The 17,947-nt window shown below is 72.5% G+C and carries 14 protein-coding genes; 7 read left to right on the top strand and 7 right to left on the bottom strand.

Annotation, left to right across the window (positions count from 1 at the left end; genetic code table 11):
• Window positions 1-253 precede the first annotated feature (253 nt).
• On the top strand, window positions 254-2,188 hold the full coding sequence (locus ACZ3IL_RS02845; protein ID WP_467385871.1) for a SpoIIE family protein phosphatase: 1,935 nt from the start codon (window positions 254-256) through the stop codon (window positions 2,186-2,188).
• Between the two features lie 144 nt (window positions 2,189-2,332).
• Here the strand turns inward: ACZ3IL_RS02845 and ACZ3IL_RS02850 are convergent, their stop codons facing one another.
• A complete protein-coding gene (locus ACZ3IL_RS02850; protein WP_467385873.1) occupies window positions 2,333-4,561 on the bottom strand; it encodes a transglycosylase domain-containing protein in 2,229 nt (742 codons plus the stop codon).
• A gap of 254 nt (window positions 4,562-4,815) precedes the next feature.
• Here ACZ3IL_RS02850 and ACZ3IL_RS02855 point away from each other — a divergent pair, with 254 nt between their 5' ends.
• Genes ACZ3IL_RS02855 through ACZ3IL_RS02865 form a run of 3 tightly spaced genes read left to right on the top strand, consistent with a single transcriptional unit; the run spans window position 4,816 to window position 8,389 of the window.
• Window positions 4,816-5,340 (top strand): PadR family transcriptional regulator, encoded by a 525-nt coding sequence (locus ACZ3IL_RS02855; protein ID WP_467385875.1) that lies wholly within the window; start codon window positions 4,816-4,818, stop codon window positions 5,338-5,340.
• Window positions 5,337-6,020: an ABC transporter ATP-binding protein gene (locus ACZ3IL_RS02860; protein ID WP_467385877.1), complete on the top strand. Its 684-nt coding sequence runs from the start codon at window positions 5,337-5,339 to the stop codon at window positions 6,018-6,020. Before ACZ3IL_RS02855 ends, ACZ3IL_RS02860 begins: the two co-directional genes overlap by 4 nt.
• The gene (locus tag ACZ3IL_RS02865) at window positions 6,017-8,389 is read left to right on the top strand and encodes an FtsX-like permease family protein (protein ID WP_467385879.1); all 2,373 of its coding nucleotides are present in this window, start codon (window positions 6,017-6,019) and stop codon (window positions 8,387-8,389) included. The genes ACZ3IL_RS02860 and ACZ3IL_RS02865 overlap by 4 nt, the downstream gene beginning before the upstream one ends.
• 116 nt (window positions 8,390-8,505) lie before the next feature.
• Here ACZ3IL_RS02865 and ACZ3IL_RS02870 read toward each other — a convergent pair whose 3' ends face one another.
• Window positions 8,506-9,486 carry a hydrogen peroxide-inducible genes activator gene (locus ACZ3IL_RS02870; protein WP_467385881.1) on the bottom strand — a complete coding sequence of 327 codons (981 nt, stop codon included), beginning with the start codon at window positions 9,484-9,486 and terminating at the stop codon, window positions 8,506-8,508.
• A 134-nt stretch (window positions 9,487-9,620) separates the two neighbouring features.
• Between ACZ3IL_RS02870 and ACZ3IL_RS02875 the strand changes: the two genes are divergently transcribed.
• Together ACZ3IL_RS02875 and ACZ3IL_RS02880 are read left to right on the top strand one after the other, a co-directional pair.
• Complete coding sequence (locus tag ACZ3IL_RS02875) at window positions 9,621-10,175, top strand: peroxiredoxin (RefSeq protein WP_388693357.1); 555 nt, start codon at window positions 9,621-9,623, stop codon at window positions 10,173-10,175.
• A 6-nt stretch (window positions 10,176-10,181) separates the two neighbouring features.
• Entirely contained in the window at window positions 10,182-10,715 is a 534-nt protein-coding gene (locus tag ACZ3IL_RS02880) for an alkyl hydroperoxide reductase (RefSeq protein ID WP_467385883.1), read from the top strand.
• Window positions 10,716-10,820: 105 nt separating this feature from the next.
• Here the strand turns inward: ACZ3IL_RS02880 and ACZ3IL_RS02885 are convergent, their stop codons facing one another.
• The 5 genes from ACZ3IL_RS02885 to ACZ3IL_RS02905 all read right to left on the bottom strand — a co-directional run bounded on the left by ACZ3IL_RS02885 (window position 10,821) and on the right by ACZ3IL_RS02905 (window position 16,586).
• A complete protein-coding gene (locus ACZ3IL_RS02885) occupies window positions 10,821-11,492 on the bottom strand; it encodes a hypothetical protein (protein WP_467385885.1) in 672 nt (223 codons plus the stop codon).
• Complete coding sequence (locus ACZ3IL_RS02890; protein WP_467385887.1) at window positions 11,489-12,856, bottom strand: AI-2E family transporter; 1,368 nt, start codon at window positions 12,854-12,856, stop codon at window positions 11,489-11,491. The genes ACZ3IL_RS02885 and ACZ3IL_RS02890 overlap by 4 nt, the downstream gene beginning before the upstream one ends.
• 149 nt (window positions 12,857-13,005) lie before the next feature.
• Entirely contained in the window at window positions 13,006-13,728 is a 723-nt protein-coding gene (locus ACZ3IL_RS02895; RefSeq protein WP_467385889.1) for an aggregation-promoting factor C-terminal-like domain-containing protein, read from the bottom strand.
• 373 nt (window positions 13,729-14,101) lie between these two features.
• Window positions 14,102-15,427, bottom strand: coding sequence for a PhoH family protein (locus ACZ3IL_RS02900; RefSeq protein WP_467385891.1), 1,326 nt, complete (start codon window positions 15,425-15,427; stop codon window positions 14,102-14,104).
• A gap of 397 nt (window positions 15,428-15,824) precedes the next feature.
• Window positions 15,825-16,586 (bottom strand): isoprenyl transferase, encoded by a 762-nt coding sequence (locus tag ACZ3IL_RS02905; protein ID WP_467385893.1) that lies wholly within the window; start codon window positions 16,584-16,586, stop codon window positions 15,825-15,827.
• A gap of 127 nt (window positions 16,587-16,713) precedes the next feature.
• Here ACZ3IL_RS02905 and mgrA point away from each other — a divergent pair, with 127 nt between their 5' ends.
• The gene (mgrA, locus tag ACZ3IL_RS02910; RefSeq protein ID WP_467385895.1) at window positions 16,714-17,751 is read left to right on the top strand and encodes an L-glyceraldehyde 3-phosphate reductase; all 1,038 of its coding nucleotides are present in this window, start codon (window positions 16,714-16,716) and stop codon (window positions 17,749-17,751) included.
• The last annotated feature ends 196 nt before the right edge of the window (window positions 17,752-17,947 follow it).

Here is a 17,947-nt window from a genome sequence, read left to right on the forward strand (position 1 = left end):
GAACGAACAGCACGTCAGAGCTACCGAACAGTACGACAGCGGCCGTGTGCGCCGCGGGGCCTGACCGCCAGTCACCCACGAGGGGGAGAGCAGTGCCGGACGTCTGCCCGGGTGACGCGACCCCCGTCGTCCCCGCGACTCCCGGAGTCTCCGCATCCGCCGCGCGCGAGGGGTTTATCCCCGTCGCGGGCGCGGCATCGGCGAGAAGAGCGAGTGCATCGCACCACCGGCCCGGACGGACGGAACCCCACGCGTGACGGAGCATCCCACCTCCCACGAAGGACGGCAGCCCCTGGTTGCCCGGCCGCAGGAACGCGCGCGCCCCCGCCAGGAGGCGGTGGCCGGCCTGCCCGACCGGCCGGGCGGGGCGGCGCTTCCCGGTACGGAGACCCCCGCGGCGGCCGGAGCGCCCGCGCCGCCCCGCGGGGCCGGCGGACCGGGTGCCGTGGCCGTCGCCGTCTCCGCGCAGCCCTCCGGCGGGGCCGGGGACACCACCGTCCGGCGCGAGGGCGAGCGGCTGCGGTTCGTCGGGGCGGCGACCCGGCGCATCGCGCGCGGCATCGACCTGGACGAGATCGTGCTCGGCCTGTGCCGGGCCAGCGTGCCCACCTTCTCGGACGAGATCCTGGTCCACCTCCGCGACCCGCTGCCGGTGGGCGACGAGCGGCCGGCGGCGCCGTTCGTGCTGCGGCTGCGCCGGTCGGACCGGCTGCGTTTAACGGACCCGGAGTCCGAGGAGCCGGTCCTCGTCCCCGATCCGGAACCGACCCTCGCGGCCGAACTCTGCGAGGTGCGGTCCGGCGGAGCCCTCGCCGAGGTGCTGCGCGGGGTCCGGCCCGTCTTCGGCGACTCCCCCGCCGCCCGGGCCGCGCTGGCCGAACTGCTCGGCACCGGACATCCGCTGCCCGGCGGGACGCGGGCGATACTGGCCCCGCTGCGCGGCCGGCGCCGGGTGATCGGCGCCGCCGTGTTCCTGCGCCGCCCCGAGCGGGCCGGTTTCGACCCGAACGACCTGCTGGTGGCGGCGCAGCTCGCGACGCACACCGCGCTCGGCATCGACAAGGCCGTGCTGTACGGGCGCGAGGCGTACATCGCGGACGAGCTCCAGCGGACGATGCTGCCGGACTCGCTGCCGCAGCCGACCGGGGTCAGGCTGGCGTCGCGCTACCTGCCGGCCGCCGAGACCGCGCGGGTCGGCGGCGACTGGTACGACGCGATCCCGCTGCCCGGCAGCCGGGTCGCCCTCGTCGTGGGCGACGTCATGGGCCACTCCATGACGTCGGCGGCGATCATGGGCCAGCTGCGCACCACCGCGCAGACCCTGGCCGGGCTCGACCTGCCGCCGCAGGAGGTCCTGCACCACCTGGACGAGCAGGCGCAGCGGTTGGGCGAGAACCGGATGGCGACCTGCATGTACGCGGTGTACGACCCGGTCTCGCACCGGATCACCGTGGCGAACGCGGGCCACCCGCCGCCGATACTGCTCCACCTCGGCGGGCGCGCGGAGGTCCTGCGGGTGCCGTCGGGCGCCCCGATCGGGGTGGGCGGGGTGGACTTCGAGGCGGTCGAGCTGGACGCCCCGGCCGGTGCCACGCTGCTGCTGTACACGGACGGTCTGGTGGAGTCCCGGGTGCGGGACGTGTGGACCGGGATCGAGCAGTTGCGGGAGCGGCTGGCCGCGGCCGCGCAGCTGACCGGTCCGGACCACTCGCCGCCGCTGGAGGCGCTCTGCGACGACGTCCTGGACATGCTGGGTCCGGGCGACCGGGACGACGACATCGCGCTGCTCGCGGCCCGCTTCGACGGGATCGCGCCGAGTGACGTGGCGTACTGGTTCCTGGAACCGGAGGACGAGGCCCCGGGACGGGCCCGGCGCCTCGCCCGGCGGGCGCTCGCCCGCTGGGACCTGGAGGAGCTGACCGACTCGGTCGAACTGCTGATCAGCGAGGTCGTGACGAACGCCGTGCGGTACGCGGAGCGGCCGGTGACCCTGCGGCTGCTCCGGACGGACGTGCTGCGCTGCGAGGTCGGCGACGACTCCCCGCAGCTGCCCCGGCAGCGGCGGGCGCGGGACACGGACGAGGGCGGTCGCGGCCTCTTCCTGGTGAACCGGCTGGCCCGGCGGTGGGGGGCGACCCGGCTCTCGGGCGGCAAGGTGGTCTGGTTCGAGCTGGCGACCCGCACCTGAGACCGGGGCGGGCACCGGGTCCGTGCGCGTCGCGCGCGGTCCGGGGGCGCCGGCGAGCCCATCCGCTCCACCGCCGGGTCCGTGCGCGTCGCGCGCGGGCCCGCGCACGGCCGGGTCCCCCGCGCGGGGGCCCGGCCGTTTCCGTCACTGCCGGGACGGCGGGGTGCCGGGGCGGCCGGGCCGGGTGGGGTCCTGGCCCGGTTCGGTGTCGCCGCCGTCCGGCGGTTCGATCGAGGGCGGCGGGGACGGCTCCCCGGTCGTCGGCTCCCGGGTGGGCGTCGGCGGGGTGGTGACCGGCGTGCGCGTCGGCGTCGGCGGGGTGGTCACCGGGGTCCGCGTCGGCGTCGGGGGGGCCGGAGGGGTCGTGGACGGCTCCCGGGTCGGTTCCTCGGGGGCCTCGGTGGTCCGGGTGGGGTCGGGCTCGACCTCGTCGGAGTCCTTGGTCTCCAGGTCGAACTCCGCGTCGGAGCCGCCGTCGAGGGCGCGGGTCGTGTAGTCGCCCCAGATCTGGGCGGGCGTGCGGCCTCCGTTGGCGCGGCCCTCGTTGATGGTGTCGGTGAGGGTGACCTGGCGGCCCTTGGGGCTCTCGCCGAAGAGGCCGACGGCGGTGACGAGTTCGGGCGTGTAGCCCACGAACCAGGCGGAGCGGTTGTTCTCGGAGGTGCCGGTCTTGCCGGCGGCCGCGTAGTCGCCGGCGGCGCGGAAGCCGGAGCCCCCGGGCTTCACGACGCCCGTCATGGCCTTGGTGACGGTGTCGGCGGTCTCGCGGCTGACGGCCTGTCCGCCGATCGCGTTCCCGCCCCGGACCTTGCGGTCCCGGTGCTCGGCGGCCTTCACCAGGGTGGGGGTGACCTTCCTGCCGTGGTTGTCGAGCGTGGCGTAGACGCCGGCCATGTCCAGGGTGGAGGCGTTCATGGTGCCGAGGGACATGGCGGGGGCCTCGGGGAAGTCCTTGCCGTCCTTCATGCCGAGCGCGAGGGCGGTGCGCTTGACCTTGCCGGGGCCGACGTCCACGATCATCTGCGCGAAGACCGAGTTGATGGAGCTGTTGACGGCCCGCTGGACGGAGACGGAGCCGTAGTCGCGGTCGTCCTCGTTCTCCGGGGCGAAGGGGATGTCGCTGCCGACGACCTTCCGCTTGCTGGTGCCGTCGTAGACCGTGCCGAGGCCGATCGTGCGTCCGTCCTGGGTGGTCGACCCGTTCTCCAGGGCGCCGGCGAGGACGATCGGCTTGAAGGTGGAGGCGGGCTGGTAGTCGCGGCGGGTGGCGTTGGAGATCCAGTGCTCGGTGGCGCCGACGCCGCCGTACATCGCGACGACCGCGCCGGTCTTCGGGTCGACGGAGGTGGCGCCGGCCTGGACGGTGGCGTGCTTCGCGTTGCCCTTGCGGTCGAGCTTGGACTCCAGCTGCTTCTCGACGGCCTTGACGAGGTCCTTCTGCCGCTTCTCGTCGATGTTGAGGGTGATCGTCCAGCCGCCGGCCCGGATGTCCTCCTCGCTGACGCCCTGGCGGGCCAGCTCCTCGTTCGCGGCCTCGACGATGTAGCCGGTCTGGCCCTCCATGCCGGGCAGGGGCCTGGGCTTCTGCGGTACGGGGAACCTGGTGCCGGCGCGCTCGGCGGGCGAGAGCCAGCCCTCGCCGACCATGTTGTCGAGGACGTAGTTCCAGCGGTCCTCGACCAGCTTGCGGCCGGTGGCGTTGGCGGCGGTCCAGTCGTACTGGTTGGGCGCCTGGAGCAGGGCGGCGAGGTAGGCGCCCTGGGCGGTGGTGAGCCGGGTGGCGTCGACGCCGTAGTACGAGCGGGCGGCGGCCTGTATGCCGTAGGCGCCGCGCCCGTAGTAGCTGGTGTTCATGTACCCGGCGAGGATGTCGCTCTTGTCCATCCTCTGGTCCACCTTGACGGCGATGACCATCTCCTTGAGCTTGCGGCTCGCCGTCCGGTCCTGGCTCAGGTAGTAGTTCTTGACGTACTGCTGGGTGATGGTCGAGCCGCCCTGTTTGCCCTTGCCGGTGAGGGTGGACCAGACGGCGCGGGTGGTGCCCTTGATGTCGACGCCGTTGTCCCGGTAGAAGCTCTTGTTCTCGGCGGCGACGAAGGCCTTCTGGACCTTCTCCGGGATCTTGTCCAGGCCGACGATCTCGCGGTTGACCTTGCCGGTGCGGGCGAGGATCTTGCCGTTGGCGTACTTGTAGATGTTGCTCTGCATCGTCGCCTCGGCGTTGGCCGTCGGCACCGGGACCATGAGGTAGACGACGTACAGGGCGCCCGCGCCGATCAGGCAGAGCATGAGGAACGTGCCCAGGAGCTTCTTCGGGGAGAAGAGGCGGCGTATGCCGCCCTTCTTCGCCTTGCCCGTGTCAGGTCGGCCCATGTGTTCCGTCGCTCCGCTCGTCGTGTGTCCCCGCGCCCCGGCGCTGTGCCCGTACCCGCCGGACCGGCTCAGCAAGCTAACACCGACGAGGTGGACAAAGGAGACCGATCACGTCTTTTCCGGACGTGAGAATCAGCACCCGTACCCAGAGGAACCGACGCCCGGGCGGACCGGACGGTTGCGCGAAGGAGGCGTTCCGCTTACTGCCGCGCCGCTATACATAGTGCGTATACACCCCATGTACAGTGACGCGCATGTCCATCGGTCACACCCTCCTCGGACTCCTGGAGTCCGGCCCGCGCCACGGTTACGACCTCAAGCGCGCCTTCGACGAGAAGTTCGGCCACGACCGGCCGCTCCACTACGGGCAGGTCTACTCGACCATGTCCCGGCTCCTGAAGAACGGCCTCGTGGTCGTCGACGGCGTCGAGGCGGGCGGCGGCCCCGAACGGAAGCGGTACGCCATCACCGAGGCGGGCGTCACCGACGTCGCCCGGTGGCTCGCCACCCCGGAGAAGCCGGAGCCCTACCTCCAGTCCACGCTCTACACCAAGGTCGTCCTGGCCCTGCTCACCGGGCGCGGGGCCGCCGAGCTCCTCGACACCCAGCGCTCCGAGCACCTGCGCCTGATGCGCGAGCTCACCCGGCGCAAGAAGGACGGCGACCTCGCCGACCAGCTCATCTGCGACCACGCCCTCTTCCACCTGGAGGCGGACCTGCGCTGGCTGGAACTGACCGCCGCCCGGCTCGACCGGCTCGCCGAGGAGATCCGCCGATGACCTCCTCCCCGCTCCTGCGGGCCACCGGCCTCGACAAGGCCTACGGACCGACCCCGGCGCTCGCGGGCGCCGACTTCTCCCTCCGGGCCGGCGAGGTCGTCGCCGTCATGGGCCCCTCCGGTTCCGGCAAGTCCACGCTGCTGCACTGCCTGGCCGGAATCGTGCGCCCCGACGCGGGCACCCTCACCTACGACGGACGCGACCTCACCGCGCTCTCCGACAGTGCCCGCAGCTCCCTGCGCCGCACCGACTTCGGCTTCGTCTTCCAGTTCGGCCGGCTCGTACCCGAGCTGACCTGCGTCGAGAACGTGGCCCTCCCCCTGCGCCTCAACGGCGAGAAGCGGAAGACCGCCGAGGCCCGGGCCCTCGAATGGCTGGCCCGCCTGGAGGTCGACTCCGTCGCGGACAAGCGCCCCGGCGAGATATCCGGCGGCCAGGGCCAGCGCGCCGCCGTCGCCCGCGCGCTCGTCACCGCACCCCGCGTGATCTTCGCCGACGAACCGACCGGCGCCCTGGACTCCCTCAACGGCGAGCGGGTCATGCGCCTGCTCACCGACGCCTCCCGGGACACCGGCGCCGCCGTCGTCCTCGTCACCCACGAGGCCCGGGTCGCCGCCTACTCGGACCGCGAGGTCGTCGTGCGCGACGGCAGGGTGCGGGACGCGGAGTGGGCGGCATGAAGCTCCGCGCCTGGGCCCGCGACCTGGCGTTCGGCGCCCGGTTCGCGGTGGCCGGCGGCCGCTCCGGCCTCCTCCGCACCCTGCTGACCGCGACCGGCGTCGGCTTCGGCACGGCCCTGCTGCTGCTCGCCTCCTCCTTCCCGAACATGCTCTTCCAGCGGGAGGTGCGGGAGGCGGTCCGGGCCGTCGACGGCAGTGCGCGGGTCATCTCCCCCCGGCCCGACTCCTTTCTCCACCTCGGCCGGAACACCGTCTACCGGGACGACGTCATCAGCGGACTGCTGCTGCGCCCCGAGGGCGACGCGCCCCCGGTCCCGCCGGGCGCCACGACGTTCCCCGGGACCGGCGAGATGCTGGTCTCCCCCGCGCTCGCCGCACTGCTCGACTCCCCCGGGGGCGCGCTGCTCAAGGAGCGGATCCCCTACAGGGCCGTCGGCACGATCGGCGAGGCCGGACTCATCGGGCCGGCCGAGCTGCGGTACGTCGCCCACGTCGACTTCCTCGACACCGAGAACTTCGACGGGCGCGGCATACGGTACGGCTGGTCCGTGCCCGAGGAACCGATGAACGCGTTCCTGATCCTCCTCGTCGTCGTCGCCTGTGTCGTCCTGCTCCTCCCGGTACTCGTCTTCGTCGCGACCGCCGTCCGCTTCGGCGGCGAGCAGCGTGACCAGCGGCTCGCCGCGCTCCGGCTCGTCGGCGCCGACACCGCCACGACCCGGCGGATCGCGGCCGGCGAATCCCTCGCGGGCGCGCTGCTCGGCCTGCTCGTGGGCATCGGACTCTTCGCGGCGGCCCGGGAGTTCGCCGGAACCTTCACCGTCTGGGACGTCAACGCCTATCCCTCCGACGTCGCGCCGATGCCCGTGCTCGCCGTCCTCGTCCTCGTCACGGTCCCGGTCTCCTCGGTCGTGGTCACCCTCTTCGCGCTGCGCGGGGTGGCGATCGAACCGCTCGGGGTCGTCAGGGCCTCGGCTCCGCGCCGCCGCCGGCTGTGGTGGCGGGTCCTGCTCGTCGCGGCCGGCGTGGCCCTCCTCGTCCCGCTCATGGGCGACGTCCGGGTGACCGACACCAGCATCGACACCGTGGGCGTCGCGACAGGGACCGCCCTCGCCCTGACCGGCCTCACCACACTCCTGCCGTGGCTGGTGGAGGCATGTGTGAAGCGGCTGCGCGGGGGCCCGGTGGCCTGGCAGCTCGCCGTCCGCAGGCTCCAGCTGAGCAGCGGCACCGCGGCCCGCGCCGTCAGCGGCATCGTCGTCGCGGCCACCGGGGCGATCGCCCTGCAGATGCTCTTCCAGGCGATGGAGAACGACTTCACGCAGGCCACGGGCGAGGACGCGTCCCGCGCCCAGATCGCGTTCGGCACCGATGCCAGGACCGCGGACGAGGCCCGCGGGATGATCGACCGCTTCGAGCGGACCGAGGGCGTCAGCGGGGTGATCGGCGTCATCGAGTCGCGCGTGTGGCGGCCCGGCCCCCTCGAGAAGGGCGAGGAATTCGCCCCGATGGCCTCGCTCAGGGTCGGCGACTGCGCCTCCCTCGCGGAGTTCGCCGTCCTGCCCTCCTGCGAGGACGGCGACGTGTTCGTCTTCCTCTCGCACGGCGCTCAGGGCACCCCGGACGACGCCCGGGTCACCGCGGCCGCCCGGCCCGGTGCCGCGGTCGCCCTGCGCGACCCGCATCCGCACCCGGGCGAACCGAAGCGCCCCGAGGGCACTCCGCCGCCGCAGTGGCGCCTCCCTGCCACCGCCCGGATCGTGGACTCCCGCCCCGACCCGACGGGCATGTACGAGTACGGCGTCCTCGCGACCCCGTCGGCGATCGACGCCGCGCGGCTCGACGAGCCCGACGCGCAGGCCATGATCCGGCTCGACCCGACGGTGCCCGACGCCGCCGACAACGTACGGAACACGGCGGCCGCCATCGACCCGACGTCCTGGGTCCGCGACCTGAAGGAGACCGAGCGGGACGCGGCGTTCTCCAGCGTCCGCACCGGCATCCTGGTCGGCTCCACCCTGACGATGCTCCTGGTGGCGGCCTCGCTCCTGGTGACGACCCTGGAGCAGCTCAGGGACCGCAAGCGGCTGCTCTCCTCCCTCGTCGCCTTCGGCACCCGGCGCTCCACCCTGAGCTGGTCGGTGCTGTGGCAGACGGCGGTGCCGATCGTCCTCGGTCTCGTCCTCGCCGTGGCGGGCGGGCTCGGCCTCGGGGCGGTCCTCCTCGGGATGGGCGGGCAGCCGGTCACCGACTGGTGGGTCTTCCTGCCCGTCGTGGGGATCGGACTCGCGCTGATCGCGGCCGTGACGCTGCTGAGCATGCCGGTCCTGTGGCGGTTCATGCGCGCGGACGGCCTGCGCACGGAGTAACCCTCCGGGCGCGTGTACGAGGGAGGGGCGGCGGTTCCCGGGACCGAGGGTCTCAGGAGCCGCCGGCCCCTCCCGGTGCACGGCGCCCGGCGGCCTCCCTCCGCCGTACGCGCGGCTCAGGAACCCGCCGTCGCGTCCAGCACCCGTACCGGAAGTTCCCCCATGGCCTCCCGCAGCGCCCCGGCCAGCTCCTCGAACTCGGCCTGCCGGGCCGCGCCCGTCCGCATCGCGAGGGCGACCCGCCGGGCCGGGGCGGGTCCGGCGAAGAACCCGGTCCACAGGGCGTCGTTACGGGCGGTCTCGACGGTGACGGCGGTGCGCGGCAGCAGCGTCACCCCGAGTCCGCCGGCCACCAGCTGGACCAGGGTGGCGAGCCCCGCGGCGGTGGTGGTGACCTCGGCACCGTCCGTGCGCCCGGCCTCGCGGCAGATGTCCAGGGCCTGGTCGCGCAGGCAGTGCCCCTCGTCGAGGAGGAGCAGCCGCTGCTCCCTGAGCGCCTCGCGCGGGATGTCGTCCCGTCCGGCCAGCGGGTGCCCGGCGGGGGTGACCAGGACGAAGTCCTCGTCGAAGAGGGGAAGCTCGGTGACCCCGGGGACCCCGAGCGGCACGGCGAGGAGGAGCAGGTCCAGCCGCCCGGCCGCCAGCCCCTCCAGGAGCGAGGAGGTCTGCTCCTCGTGGACCTGGAGGTCGAGGTCGGGGTAGCGCCGGTGGACCAGGCGCAGGACCGTCGGCAGCAGGTAGGGGGCGACGGTCGGGATCACCCCGAGCCGCAGCACCCCGGTGAACGGGGCCTGCGCCGCCTCCGCCTCCTCCATCAGCTCCGCCACCGCGTCGAGGACGGCCCGCGCGCGCACGGCGAGCCGTTCCCCGGCGGGCGAGAGCAGCACCTTGCGCGTCGTACGCTCGAGGAGCTGGACACCGAGTGTCTCTTCGAGGGCCGAAACCGCGCCCGAGAGCGCGGGCTGGCTCATGCCGATGGCGGTCGCCGCGTCCCGGAAGTGCAGGTGCTCCGCGACCGCCGCGAACGCTCTGAGCTGCGAAAGGCTGGGCTGTTTGCCCCGGTGGGGTCCGGGCTGGGGGCTGTACGGGAATGCCACTGATAACCACCTTCGATCAACGCGACCCACTCTAGCTATTTCCCTGATCAATGCACTCCGTGCCATGCTGGTGATCCGTCCAACCCCCACGGAAGACCCCCAAAAGGGGCGCTTCCCCGCAGCAAGGAGAGCGCGTGCTCACTGTCGGTGACCAGTTCCCCACCTACGACCTGACCGCCTGCGTGTCGCTGGAGAGCGGCAAGGAGTTCGAGCAGATCGACCACAAGGCCTACGAGGGCAAGTGGCGCGTGGTGTTCTTCTGGCCGAAGGACTTCACCTTCGTCTGCCCGACCGAGATCGCCGCGTTCGGCAAGCTGAACGACGAGTTCGCGGACCGCGACGCCCAGATCCTCGGCGTCTCGGGCGACTCCGAGTTCGTGCACCACGCCTGGCGCAAGGACCACGACGACCTGCGCGACCTGCCCTTCCCGATGCTGGCGGACTCCAAGCACGAGCTGATGCGGGACTGTGGCGTCGAGGGCGAGGACGGCTTCGCCCAGCGCGCCGTCTTCATCGTGGACCCGAACAACGAGATCCAGTTCACCATGGTGACCGCCGGCTCCGTCGGCCGTAACCCCAAGGAGGTCCTGCGGGTGCTCGACGCCCTGCAGACCGACGAGCTGTGCCCCTGCAACTGGACCAAGGGCGAGACCACGCTCGACCCGGTCAAGCTCCTCTCGGGCGAGTGATCCGGCATGGCTCTCGATGAACTCAAGGCGGCCATACCGGACTTCGCCAAGGACCTGAAGCTCAACCTCGGCTCGGTCATCGGCAACAGCGAACTTCCGCAGCAGCAGCTGTGGGGCACCGTCCTCGCCTGCGCGATCGCCTCGCGCTCGCCGAAGGTGCTCAGGGAGCTGGAGCCGGAGGCCCGGGAGAACCTGAAGCCCGAGGCGTACCAGGCCGCCAAGTCCGCCGCCGCGATCATGGCGATGAACAACGTCTTCTACCGGACCCGGCACCTGCTGTCGGACCCCGAGTACGGGACGCTGCGCGCCGGCCTGCGGATGAACGTCATCGGCAACCCGGGCGTCGAGAAGGTCGACTTCGAGCTGTGGTCGCTGGCCGTCTCCGCGATCAACGGCTGCGGCCAGTGCCTGGACTCGCACGAGCAGGTCCTGCGCCAGTCCGGCCTCGACCGCGCCACGATCCAGGAGGCCGTCAAGATCGCCGCCGTGATCCAGGCGGTCGGCGTCACCCTCGACGCGGAAGCGGTCCTCGCCGAGTAGGGCGCGGTCCCACCGCACGGGAAGGACCCCGGGGCACCCGCCCCGGGGTCCTTCCGCCGTTCCCGGGCCCTTCGGGAGGCTCCGTGCCCCCCTCTTCGGCCCCCGTCACTTCTTGAGGGCCGCCATCAGGGCGAGGACGTCCTCGGTCATCGGGGTCTCGATCCCGGAGAGGTCCGTCCGGGGGTCGGTCACGACCGGCTTCCCGTCCACCACTTCGCTCTGCTGGTAGAGGACGACGTCGATCTCGGCCTGGCCGTCGAGGACCCGGAGCCGGCCGCCGCCCTCCCCCATGTCCCCGAAGAACGCCTGCTCGCCGATCCCGTCGATCCTCTGCGGCAGCCCGGCCTGCCGGCACCGCGCCTCGAACTCGGGGCCGGGGTCGACCACCTTGTGCAGGGTGTACGTGATCCTGACGCCCTGCCCGGCCTCCGGCGGGCCGAAGCCGACCGTGCACTGCGACTCGTGGACCGCCGCGTCGTCCATCAGGGGGAAGGTGCCTTCCCCGCTCCGCCTGCCCAGCACACCGGTGAGCGCCTCCAGTCGCGCCGTCCCGCAGAGGCCCTTCACCTCCTTGTACCCGCCCAGGTCCGGGCCGGAGGGTGCGCGCTGCGCGTACGCGGAGAGGCCGGCGCCCCAGAGGGCCGAGGCCGCGACCGCGCCGCCGAGCGCCCATAACCAGGGGCGGCGGGCCCGGGGCGGCCGGGGCGCCGGGGCCCCGGTGAGCACCCCGGGGTCCTCCGGCCCCTCCTCGCCCTCCAGTTCCGGCTCCGAGATCACGCCCCGTCCTCCCCGGCGGGCGCCGCGCCGGGCGCCGGGGTGGGGGCGATCTCGTACGCGGTCGCCCCGCGCGGTTCCGGTGTCCTGCGCAGGGCCTGTTCGGTGCTGTAGGCCCGGAGGTAGCCGACCGCCGTGTTGGTGACGGCGACCAGGGGGACGGCGACGACGGCGCCGCCGATGCCGGCGGTCAGGCCGCCGGCCGCGACCGCGAGGACGACGGCCAGCGGGTGGACCCGCACGGCCCGGCCGAGGATGAACGGCTGGAGGACGTGGCCCTCGATCTGCTGGACGGCGAGGACGACGACCAGCACCATCAGGGCGGTGAACACGCCGTTGGTGACGAGGGCGACGACGACCGCGAGGGCGCCGGAGACGACGGCGCCGACCAGCGGGATGAAGGCGAAGAGGAAGATGAAGACGGCGAGCGGCACGGCCATCGGCACGTCGAGGAAGTAGAGGCCGATGCCGATGAAGACGGCGTCGATGAGGGCGACGAGGACCGTGCCCCGCACATAGGCGGTAAGGGTGCGCCAGGCGCGCGGTCCCGCGCCGGCGACGCCCGGCCGGGCCTGGGCGGGGACCAGCTTGAGCACCCACTCCCAGACCTTCCTCCCGTCGTAGAGGAGGAAGAGCGTCGAGAACATGGCGAGCAGGACGCCGGTCATCGTCTCGACGACGACGGTGACGCCCTGGAGGCCGACCTGGGTGATCTGTTCGGCGTTGGCGCCGACGGAGTCGCTGAGGTTCTGCGCGATGCCGTTGATCTGCTGTTCGGTCACGTGGAAGGGGCTGTTGAGGAGCCAGCGCTTGAGCTCCTCGATGCCGCCCTTGACCTGGTCGGACAGGTTGTCGATGTTGTCCATCACCTGCCAGACCACGAACCAGCCGACCAGGCCCATCACGACGAAGCCGGAGACGGCGGTGACGGCGGTGGCGAGTCCCCGGGGCAGGCCCCTGCGCCGCAGCATGGCCACGGTGGGCTGGAGCAGGGCGGTGACGAGGAGCGCGGCGACGAAGGCGAGGACGACCAGCTGGACGGAGCTGATCACCTTCATCAGGACCCAGACCGTGCCGGCGAGGACGAGCAGCCGCCAGCCCGCCTCGGCGGCCACGCGCATGCCCCAGGGGATCGCGGCGGCGGGGTCGGGGCGGGCGGCGACGGCCGGCGCGTACGAGGGGGGCGCGGGCACGGAGAGGCCGGTGTCCTCGGCGGCCCCCTCCGCGCGGGAGCGGTCCCCGGGTCTTCCGTACGGCGGGTCCAGTTCGTCGTCCCGTTCCGCCTCCGCCCTGCGCTCGTCGAGACGTTCACCCACGCGGCTCAGGCTCTCGCCCAGCCGGTTCAGCCACCCTGGCACTCTCGACATCTCTTCCCTCTTCCCCGCCCGCTCTTCCCGTCAGCTCCCCGGGTGCCCCTGAGCTCCGAACCTACACGTCCACGCGCGGGAAGCCCCCCGTCGCAGGACGACGGGGGGCTTCCCGGGGTTGAGGCGGCGGTGCCGGCCGGTACTAGGTACTAGTACGAGCGGTGCGTCAGCCAGTACGACCAGGCGTCGCACGGGCTGCCGTAGCGCTCGTTCATGTAGTTGAGGCCCCACTTGATCTGGGTGGCGGGGTTGGTCCGCCAGTCGGCGCCGACCGAGGCCATCTTCGAGCCCGGGTAGGCCTGCACGAGACCGTAGGCGCCCGAGGAGGGGTTGGTCGCGCGGTAGTTCCAGGTGGACTCGTGGTCCACGATGTTGCTGAAGCACTGGAACTGCCCGGCCGGGACGATCTGGCGGGCGATCGCCTTGACCTCGGCGACGGTGTACGAGCTCTGGGCGACGAGGGAGACGGACTCGCGGATCGCGGAACGGCTGGCCCGCTCGCTCTCCTCCTTCTCCTTGCGCTCCTTCTCGGCCTTGGCCTTGGCCTCGGCGGCCGCCTTGTCGGCGGCCTGCTTCTTCGCCTCGGCGTCCTGGGCGGCGCGGATGCGGGCCGCCTCCTCCGCCGACTTCCTCGCGACCGAGTCGGCCGCGGCGGCCTGGACGTCGGCCTGCTCGGAGAGGGACGAGACCTGCACCTGGGCCTGCTCGCCCGCGGGAATGTCCGCGAGGAGGGTGGTGTCGGCCGCGGCGGCCTCGAAGTTGTCGTCAGCGGACTGGGCGGCGTTGCCCGACGCGACGCCGACGACGGCGCCGACGGTGGTGACCGCGGTGGCCGAAGCCACCGCGAATCCCCGGACCGAGATCCGGCTCACACGGTTTCCTTCCAGCACGCCCGCACAGGTGACCACGCGGGCGAAATCTTGCCCCTGGCACTGGTCTCCGACGTACGGGGTCACAGGAGACACGGGCCCGTGGTGCTGTGGGCGGCATACGGCGGACGGCTGTTGAGTTGTGCGGTGGGCACCCCTGAGGATGCACGTGTGCCGTATGCGGGGCCTGACGGAAGCAAGACTCTGCCGGACGGCGCCACCGCAAGGCAATTCTGTGATGCGTGGGAAAGCTCACACCCCGACAGGAGCAAGCGTTCCGGGCGATGTTGCGGACAGAAGGGCGCCGCCCGGCTATGATCCTTCGCTTCGCCGGGCGGCGCCCACTGTCGTACGCGTACGGACACGTACGAAACGGTCAGATCTGAACGTCCTCCAGCATCTCCGTCACGAGCGCGGCGATCGGGGAGCGCTCGGAACGGGTGAGGGTGACGTGGGCGAAGAGCGGATGCCCCTTCAGCTTCTCGATCACGGCGACGACTCCGTCGTACCGGCCGACCCGGAGGTTGTCGCGCTGGGCGACGTCATGGGTCAGCACGACCCGCGAGTTCGCCCCGATCCGGGACAGGACGGTCAGCAGGACGTTCCGTTCCAGGGACTGGGCCTCGTCCACGATGACGAAGGCGTCGTGGAGGGAACGGCCCCGGATGTGGGTGAGCGGGAGGACCTCCAGCATCCCCCGGCCGAGGACCTCTTCGACGACCTCGCGGCTCGCGACCGAGGACAGCGTGTCGAAGACGGCCTGCGCCCACGGGCTCATCTTCTCGGCCTCGCTGCCCGGCAGGTACCCCAGCTCCTGGCCGCCGACCGCGTACAGCGGGCGGAAGACCATCACCTTCTGGTGCTGGCGGCGCTCCAGGACCGCCTCCAGGCCGGCGCAGAGGGCGAGCGCGGACTTGCCGGTGCCGGCCCGGCCGCCCATGGAGACGATGCCGACGTCCGGGTCGAGCAGCAGATCGAGCGCGATCCGCTGCTCGGCGCTGCGGCCGCGCAGCCCGAAGGCCTCCCGGTCGCCCCGGACGAGGCGCACGTTCCCCTCGGCGGTGACCCGGCCGAGCGCCTTGCCGCGCTCGGACTGGAGCACCAGGCCGGTGTGGACCGGAAGCTCGGCGGCCTCCGGCGCGTACAGCGTCTCCTGGTCGTAGAGCAGGTCCACCTGGTCGGCGGAGAGGGCCAGTTCGGCCATCCCGGTCCAGCCGCTGGAGTCCGTGACGGCGAGTTCGGCGCGGTACTCCTCGGCGAGGAGCCCGACCGAGGAGGCCTTGATGCGCAGCGGCAGGTCCTTGGAGACGACCGTGACGTCGTACCCCTCGGCCTGGAGGTTGCGCGCGACCGCGAGGATCCGTGAGTCGTTGTCCCCCAACCGGTAGCCGGCGGGCAGGACGCCGGGGTCGGAATGGTTGAGTTCGACACGCAGGGTGCCGCCCAGGTCCCCGATGGGGAGCGGGGCGTCGAGGCGTCCGTACCGGACCCGGAAGTCGTCCAGCAGGCGCAGGGCCTGCCGGGCGAAGTAGCCGAGCTCCGGGTGGTGCCGCTTGGCCTCCAGCTCCGTCACCACGACGATCGGGAGCACCACCTCGTGCTCCTCGAAGCGGGAGACGGCGTTGGGGTCGGCCAGCAGGACGCTGGTGTCGAGAACATAGGTGCGCCGGTCGGAAAGGCGGCGCTTCGTGCTGGTCACCACGGAAGGACAGACCCCCTCTGAAGACCCCTGTGAGGTCGGGGCGCGACGGAACCGGTGTCGCTGCGGGATGGGACCGGGATCGGGCCGCGCTGCGCGGGCCGTACCACGGCCCTCCGCTTCTTCCGTGCGTGTCCCGCACGGTCGTCCTGGTGCAAGGGGCCTCCCGGGTGGCGGTCTCCGTGCCGCTCACTTCACCAGGGATATGCCCTCGAACGGGGGCGGCCATGCCGGAGGGCACGGCGACGTGTGCGTGAACACGCGGTGATCGGTTCCGTCCGGGCGCCCGCCCCGTTCCCGCCGGGACGTCGCACGGGTCCCCTCAGGGCGCCGTGCCGGGGCGTCGCGCGGATTCCCTCCGGGCGCCGTGCCGGTGTCCGCCGGGTTCCGTCCGGGCGGTTCAGGTCCCGTAGCGCCGGTGCCGGGCCGCGTAGTCGCGCAGGGCCCGCAGGAAGTCGACCTTGCGGAAGGCCGGCCAGTGGACCTCGCAGAAGTAGTACTCCGAGTGGGCGCTCTGCCACAGCATGAACCCGGAGAGCCGCTGCTCGCCGCTGGTGCGGATCACCAGGTCGGGGTCGGGCTGGCCGCGCGTGTAGAGGTGTTCCGAGATGTGCTCGACGTCGACGATCTCGGCGAGCTCCTCGAAGCTCGTGCCCCGCTCGGCGTGCTCCAGGAGGAGCGAGCGGACCGCGTCGGCGATCTCCTGGCGCCCGCCGTATCCCACGGCGACGTTGACGAGTATCCCCGTGTTGGCCCGGGTGGCCTCCTGGGCCTCCTTGAGCACGGACTGGGTGCGGGCGGGCAGCAGGTCCATCGTGCCGACGTGGTGGACCCGCCAGCGGCCGTCGGCGGCCAGCGCGCGCACGGCGTTCTCGATGATGCCGAGCAGCGGCACGAGCTGCTCCTCGGGCCGGTTCAGGTTGTCCGTGGAGAGCATCCAGAGCGTGACGACCTCGACGTCGGTCTCGGCGCACCAGCCGAGCAGCTCCTGGATCTTGTCCGCGCCGGCCTTGTGTCCCTGCTCGGGGGTCCCGCCGGACGCCTTGGCCCAGCGCCGGTTCCCGTCGAGAATGACCCCGATGTGCTTGGGCACCTGGGCGTGGTCGAGACGGCCCTCCACCCGGCGTGCGTAGAGCCCGTACACCAGGTCGCGCAGGTTCACTGTTCTTTACCCCTCCGTGCAGCGACGGACCCCCAGGCATCGGCGGTCCGCAAGCCGCCACACTACTGCGCGGGGGGTGCGGGCTCCCAGCCCGGGACGGTCACAAGTCCGTGATAAGCAGAGATACGTGACTGATTCCCCCTTGTACCGCGCCTCCGCGGACCGCTACGACGCCATGGAGTACCGCCGCGCCGGCCGCAGCGGCCTCAAGCTGCCGGCGATCTCGCTCGGCCTCTGGCACAACTTCGGCGACGACCGCACGCTGGACTCCCAGCGGGCGATCCTGCGCCACGCCTTCGACCTGGGCGTCACCCACTTCGACCTCGCGAACAACTACGGTCCGCCGCCCGGCTCGGCCGAGCTGAACTTCGGCAAGATCTTCGCGCAGGACTTCGCGCCCTACCGCGACGAGCTGGTCGTCTCCACCAAGGCCGGCTATCTGATGCACCCCGGCCCGTACGGCGAGTGGGGCTCCCGCAAGTACCTGCTGTCCTCCCTCGACGCCTCCCTGAAGCGGATGGGCCTCGACCACGTCGACATCTTCTACTCGCACCGCTTCGACCCGGAGACCCCGCTGGAGGAGACGATGGGGGCCCTGGCCTCCGCCGTGCAGCAGGGCAAGGCGCTGTACGTCGGCGTCTCCTCGTACAACAGCGAGCAGACCGCCGAGGCCGCGCGCATCCTGCGGGAGATGGGCGTCCCGGCCCTGATCCACCAGCCCTCGTACTCGATGATCAACCGCTGGACCGAGGAGGACGGCCTCCTGGACACCCTGGAGGCGGCCGGCATGGGCTGCATCTCCTTCGTGCCGCTGGCGCAGGGACTGCTGACCAACAAGTACCTGAAGGGCATTCCGGAGGGCTCCCGGGCCACCCAGGGCAAGTCCCTCGACCCGGGCCTGCTCTCCGACGAGGTGCTGCGGCGCCTGCGCGGCCTCGCGGACATCGCGGAGCGGCGCGGGCAGTCCCTGGCCCAGCTCGCGCTGTCGTGGGTGCTGCGGGACGAGCGGATGACCTCGGCGCTGATCGGCGCGTCCGGCGTCGCCCAGCTGGAGGAGAACGTGGCCGCGCTCGGCGGCGCGCCGCTGACGGACGCCGAGCTGGTGGAGATCGACTCGTTCGCGGTGGACACCGCGGGGACCAACATCTGGGCCGACCGGGGCTGAGGACCCGGACGGGGGAATAGGGCGCGGCCCGGGATCCGGGCCGTGACCCGGGGCCGGGGGCCGGGGCGCGAGCGCAGTTCGGGCCGGGAGTCGGGGCGCGGTCCGGGATGTTCTCCGGGCTGCCGTCCGGGGCGGCGTCCGGGAAAGAAAACGGGCCGGTCCGTGGGGGGGATACGGACCGGCCCGAGGGGGGGTT

The sequence above is a fragment of the Streptomyces sp. NPDC014907 genome (genome assembly GCF_055562975.1).

Excerpts from the sequence above, each read along its gene's own strand:
- ACZ3IL_RS02855 (WP_467385875.1), top strand. The coding sequence starts at position 4,816 with ATGTCCATCGGTCACACCCTCCTCGGACTCCTGGAGTCCGGCCCGCGC.
- ACZ3IL_RS02865 (WP_467385879.1), top strand. The coding sequence starts at position 6,017 with ATGAAGCTCCGCGCCTGGGCCCGCGACCTGGCGTTCGGCGCCCGGTTC.
- ACZ3IL_RS02890 (WP_467385887.1), bottom strand. The coding sequence starts at position 12,856 with ATGTCGAGAGTGCCAGGGTGGCTGAACCGGCTGGGCGAGAGCCTGAGC.
- ACZ3IL_RS02880 (WP_467385883.1), top strand. The coding sequence starts at position 10,182 with ATGGCTCTCGATGAACTCAAGGCGGCCATACCGGACTTCGCCAAGGAC.
- ACZ3IL_RS02860 (WP_467385877.1), top strand. The coding sequence starts at position 5,337 with ATGACCTCCTCCCCGCTCCTGCGGGCCACCGGCCTCGACAAGGCCTAC.
- ACZ3IL_RS02850 (WP_467385873.1), bottom strand. The coding sequence starts at position 4,561 with ATGGGCCGACCTGACACGGGCAAGGCGAAGAAGGGCGGCATACGCCGC.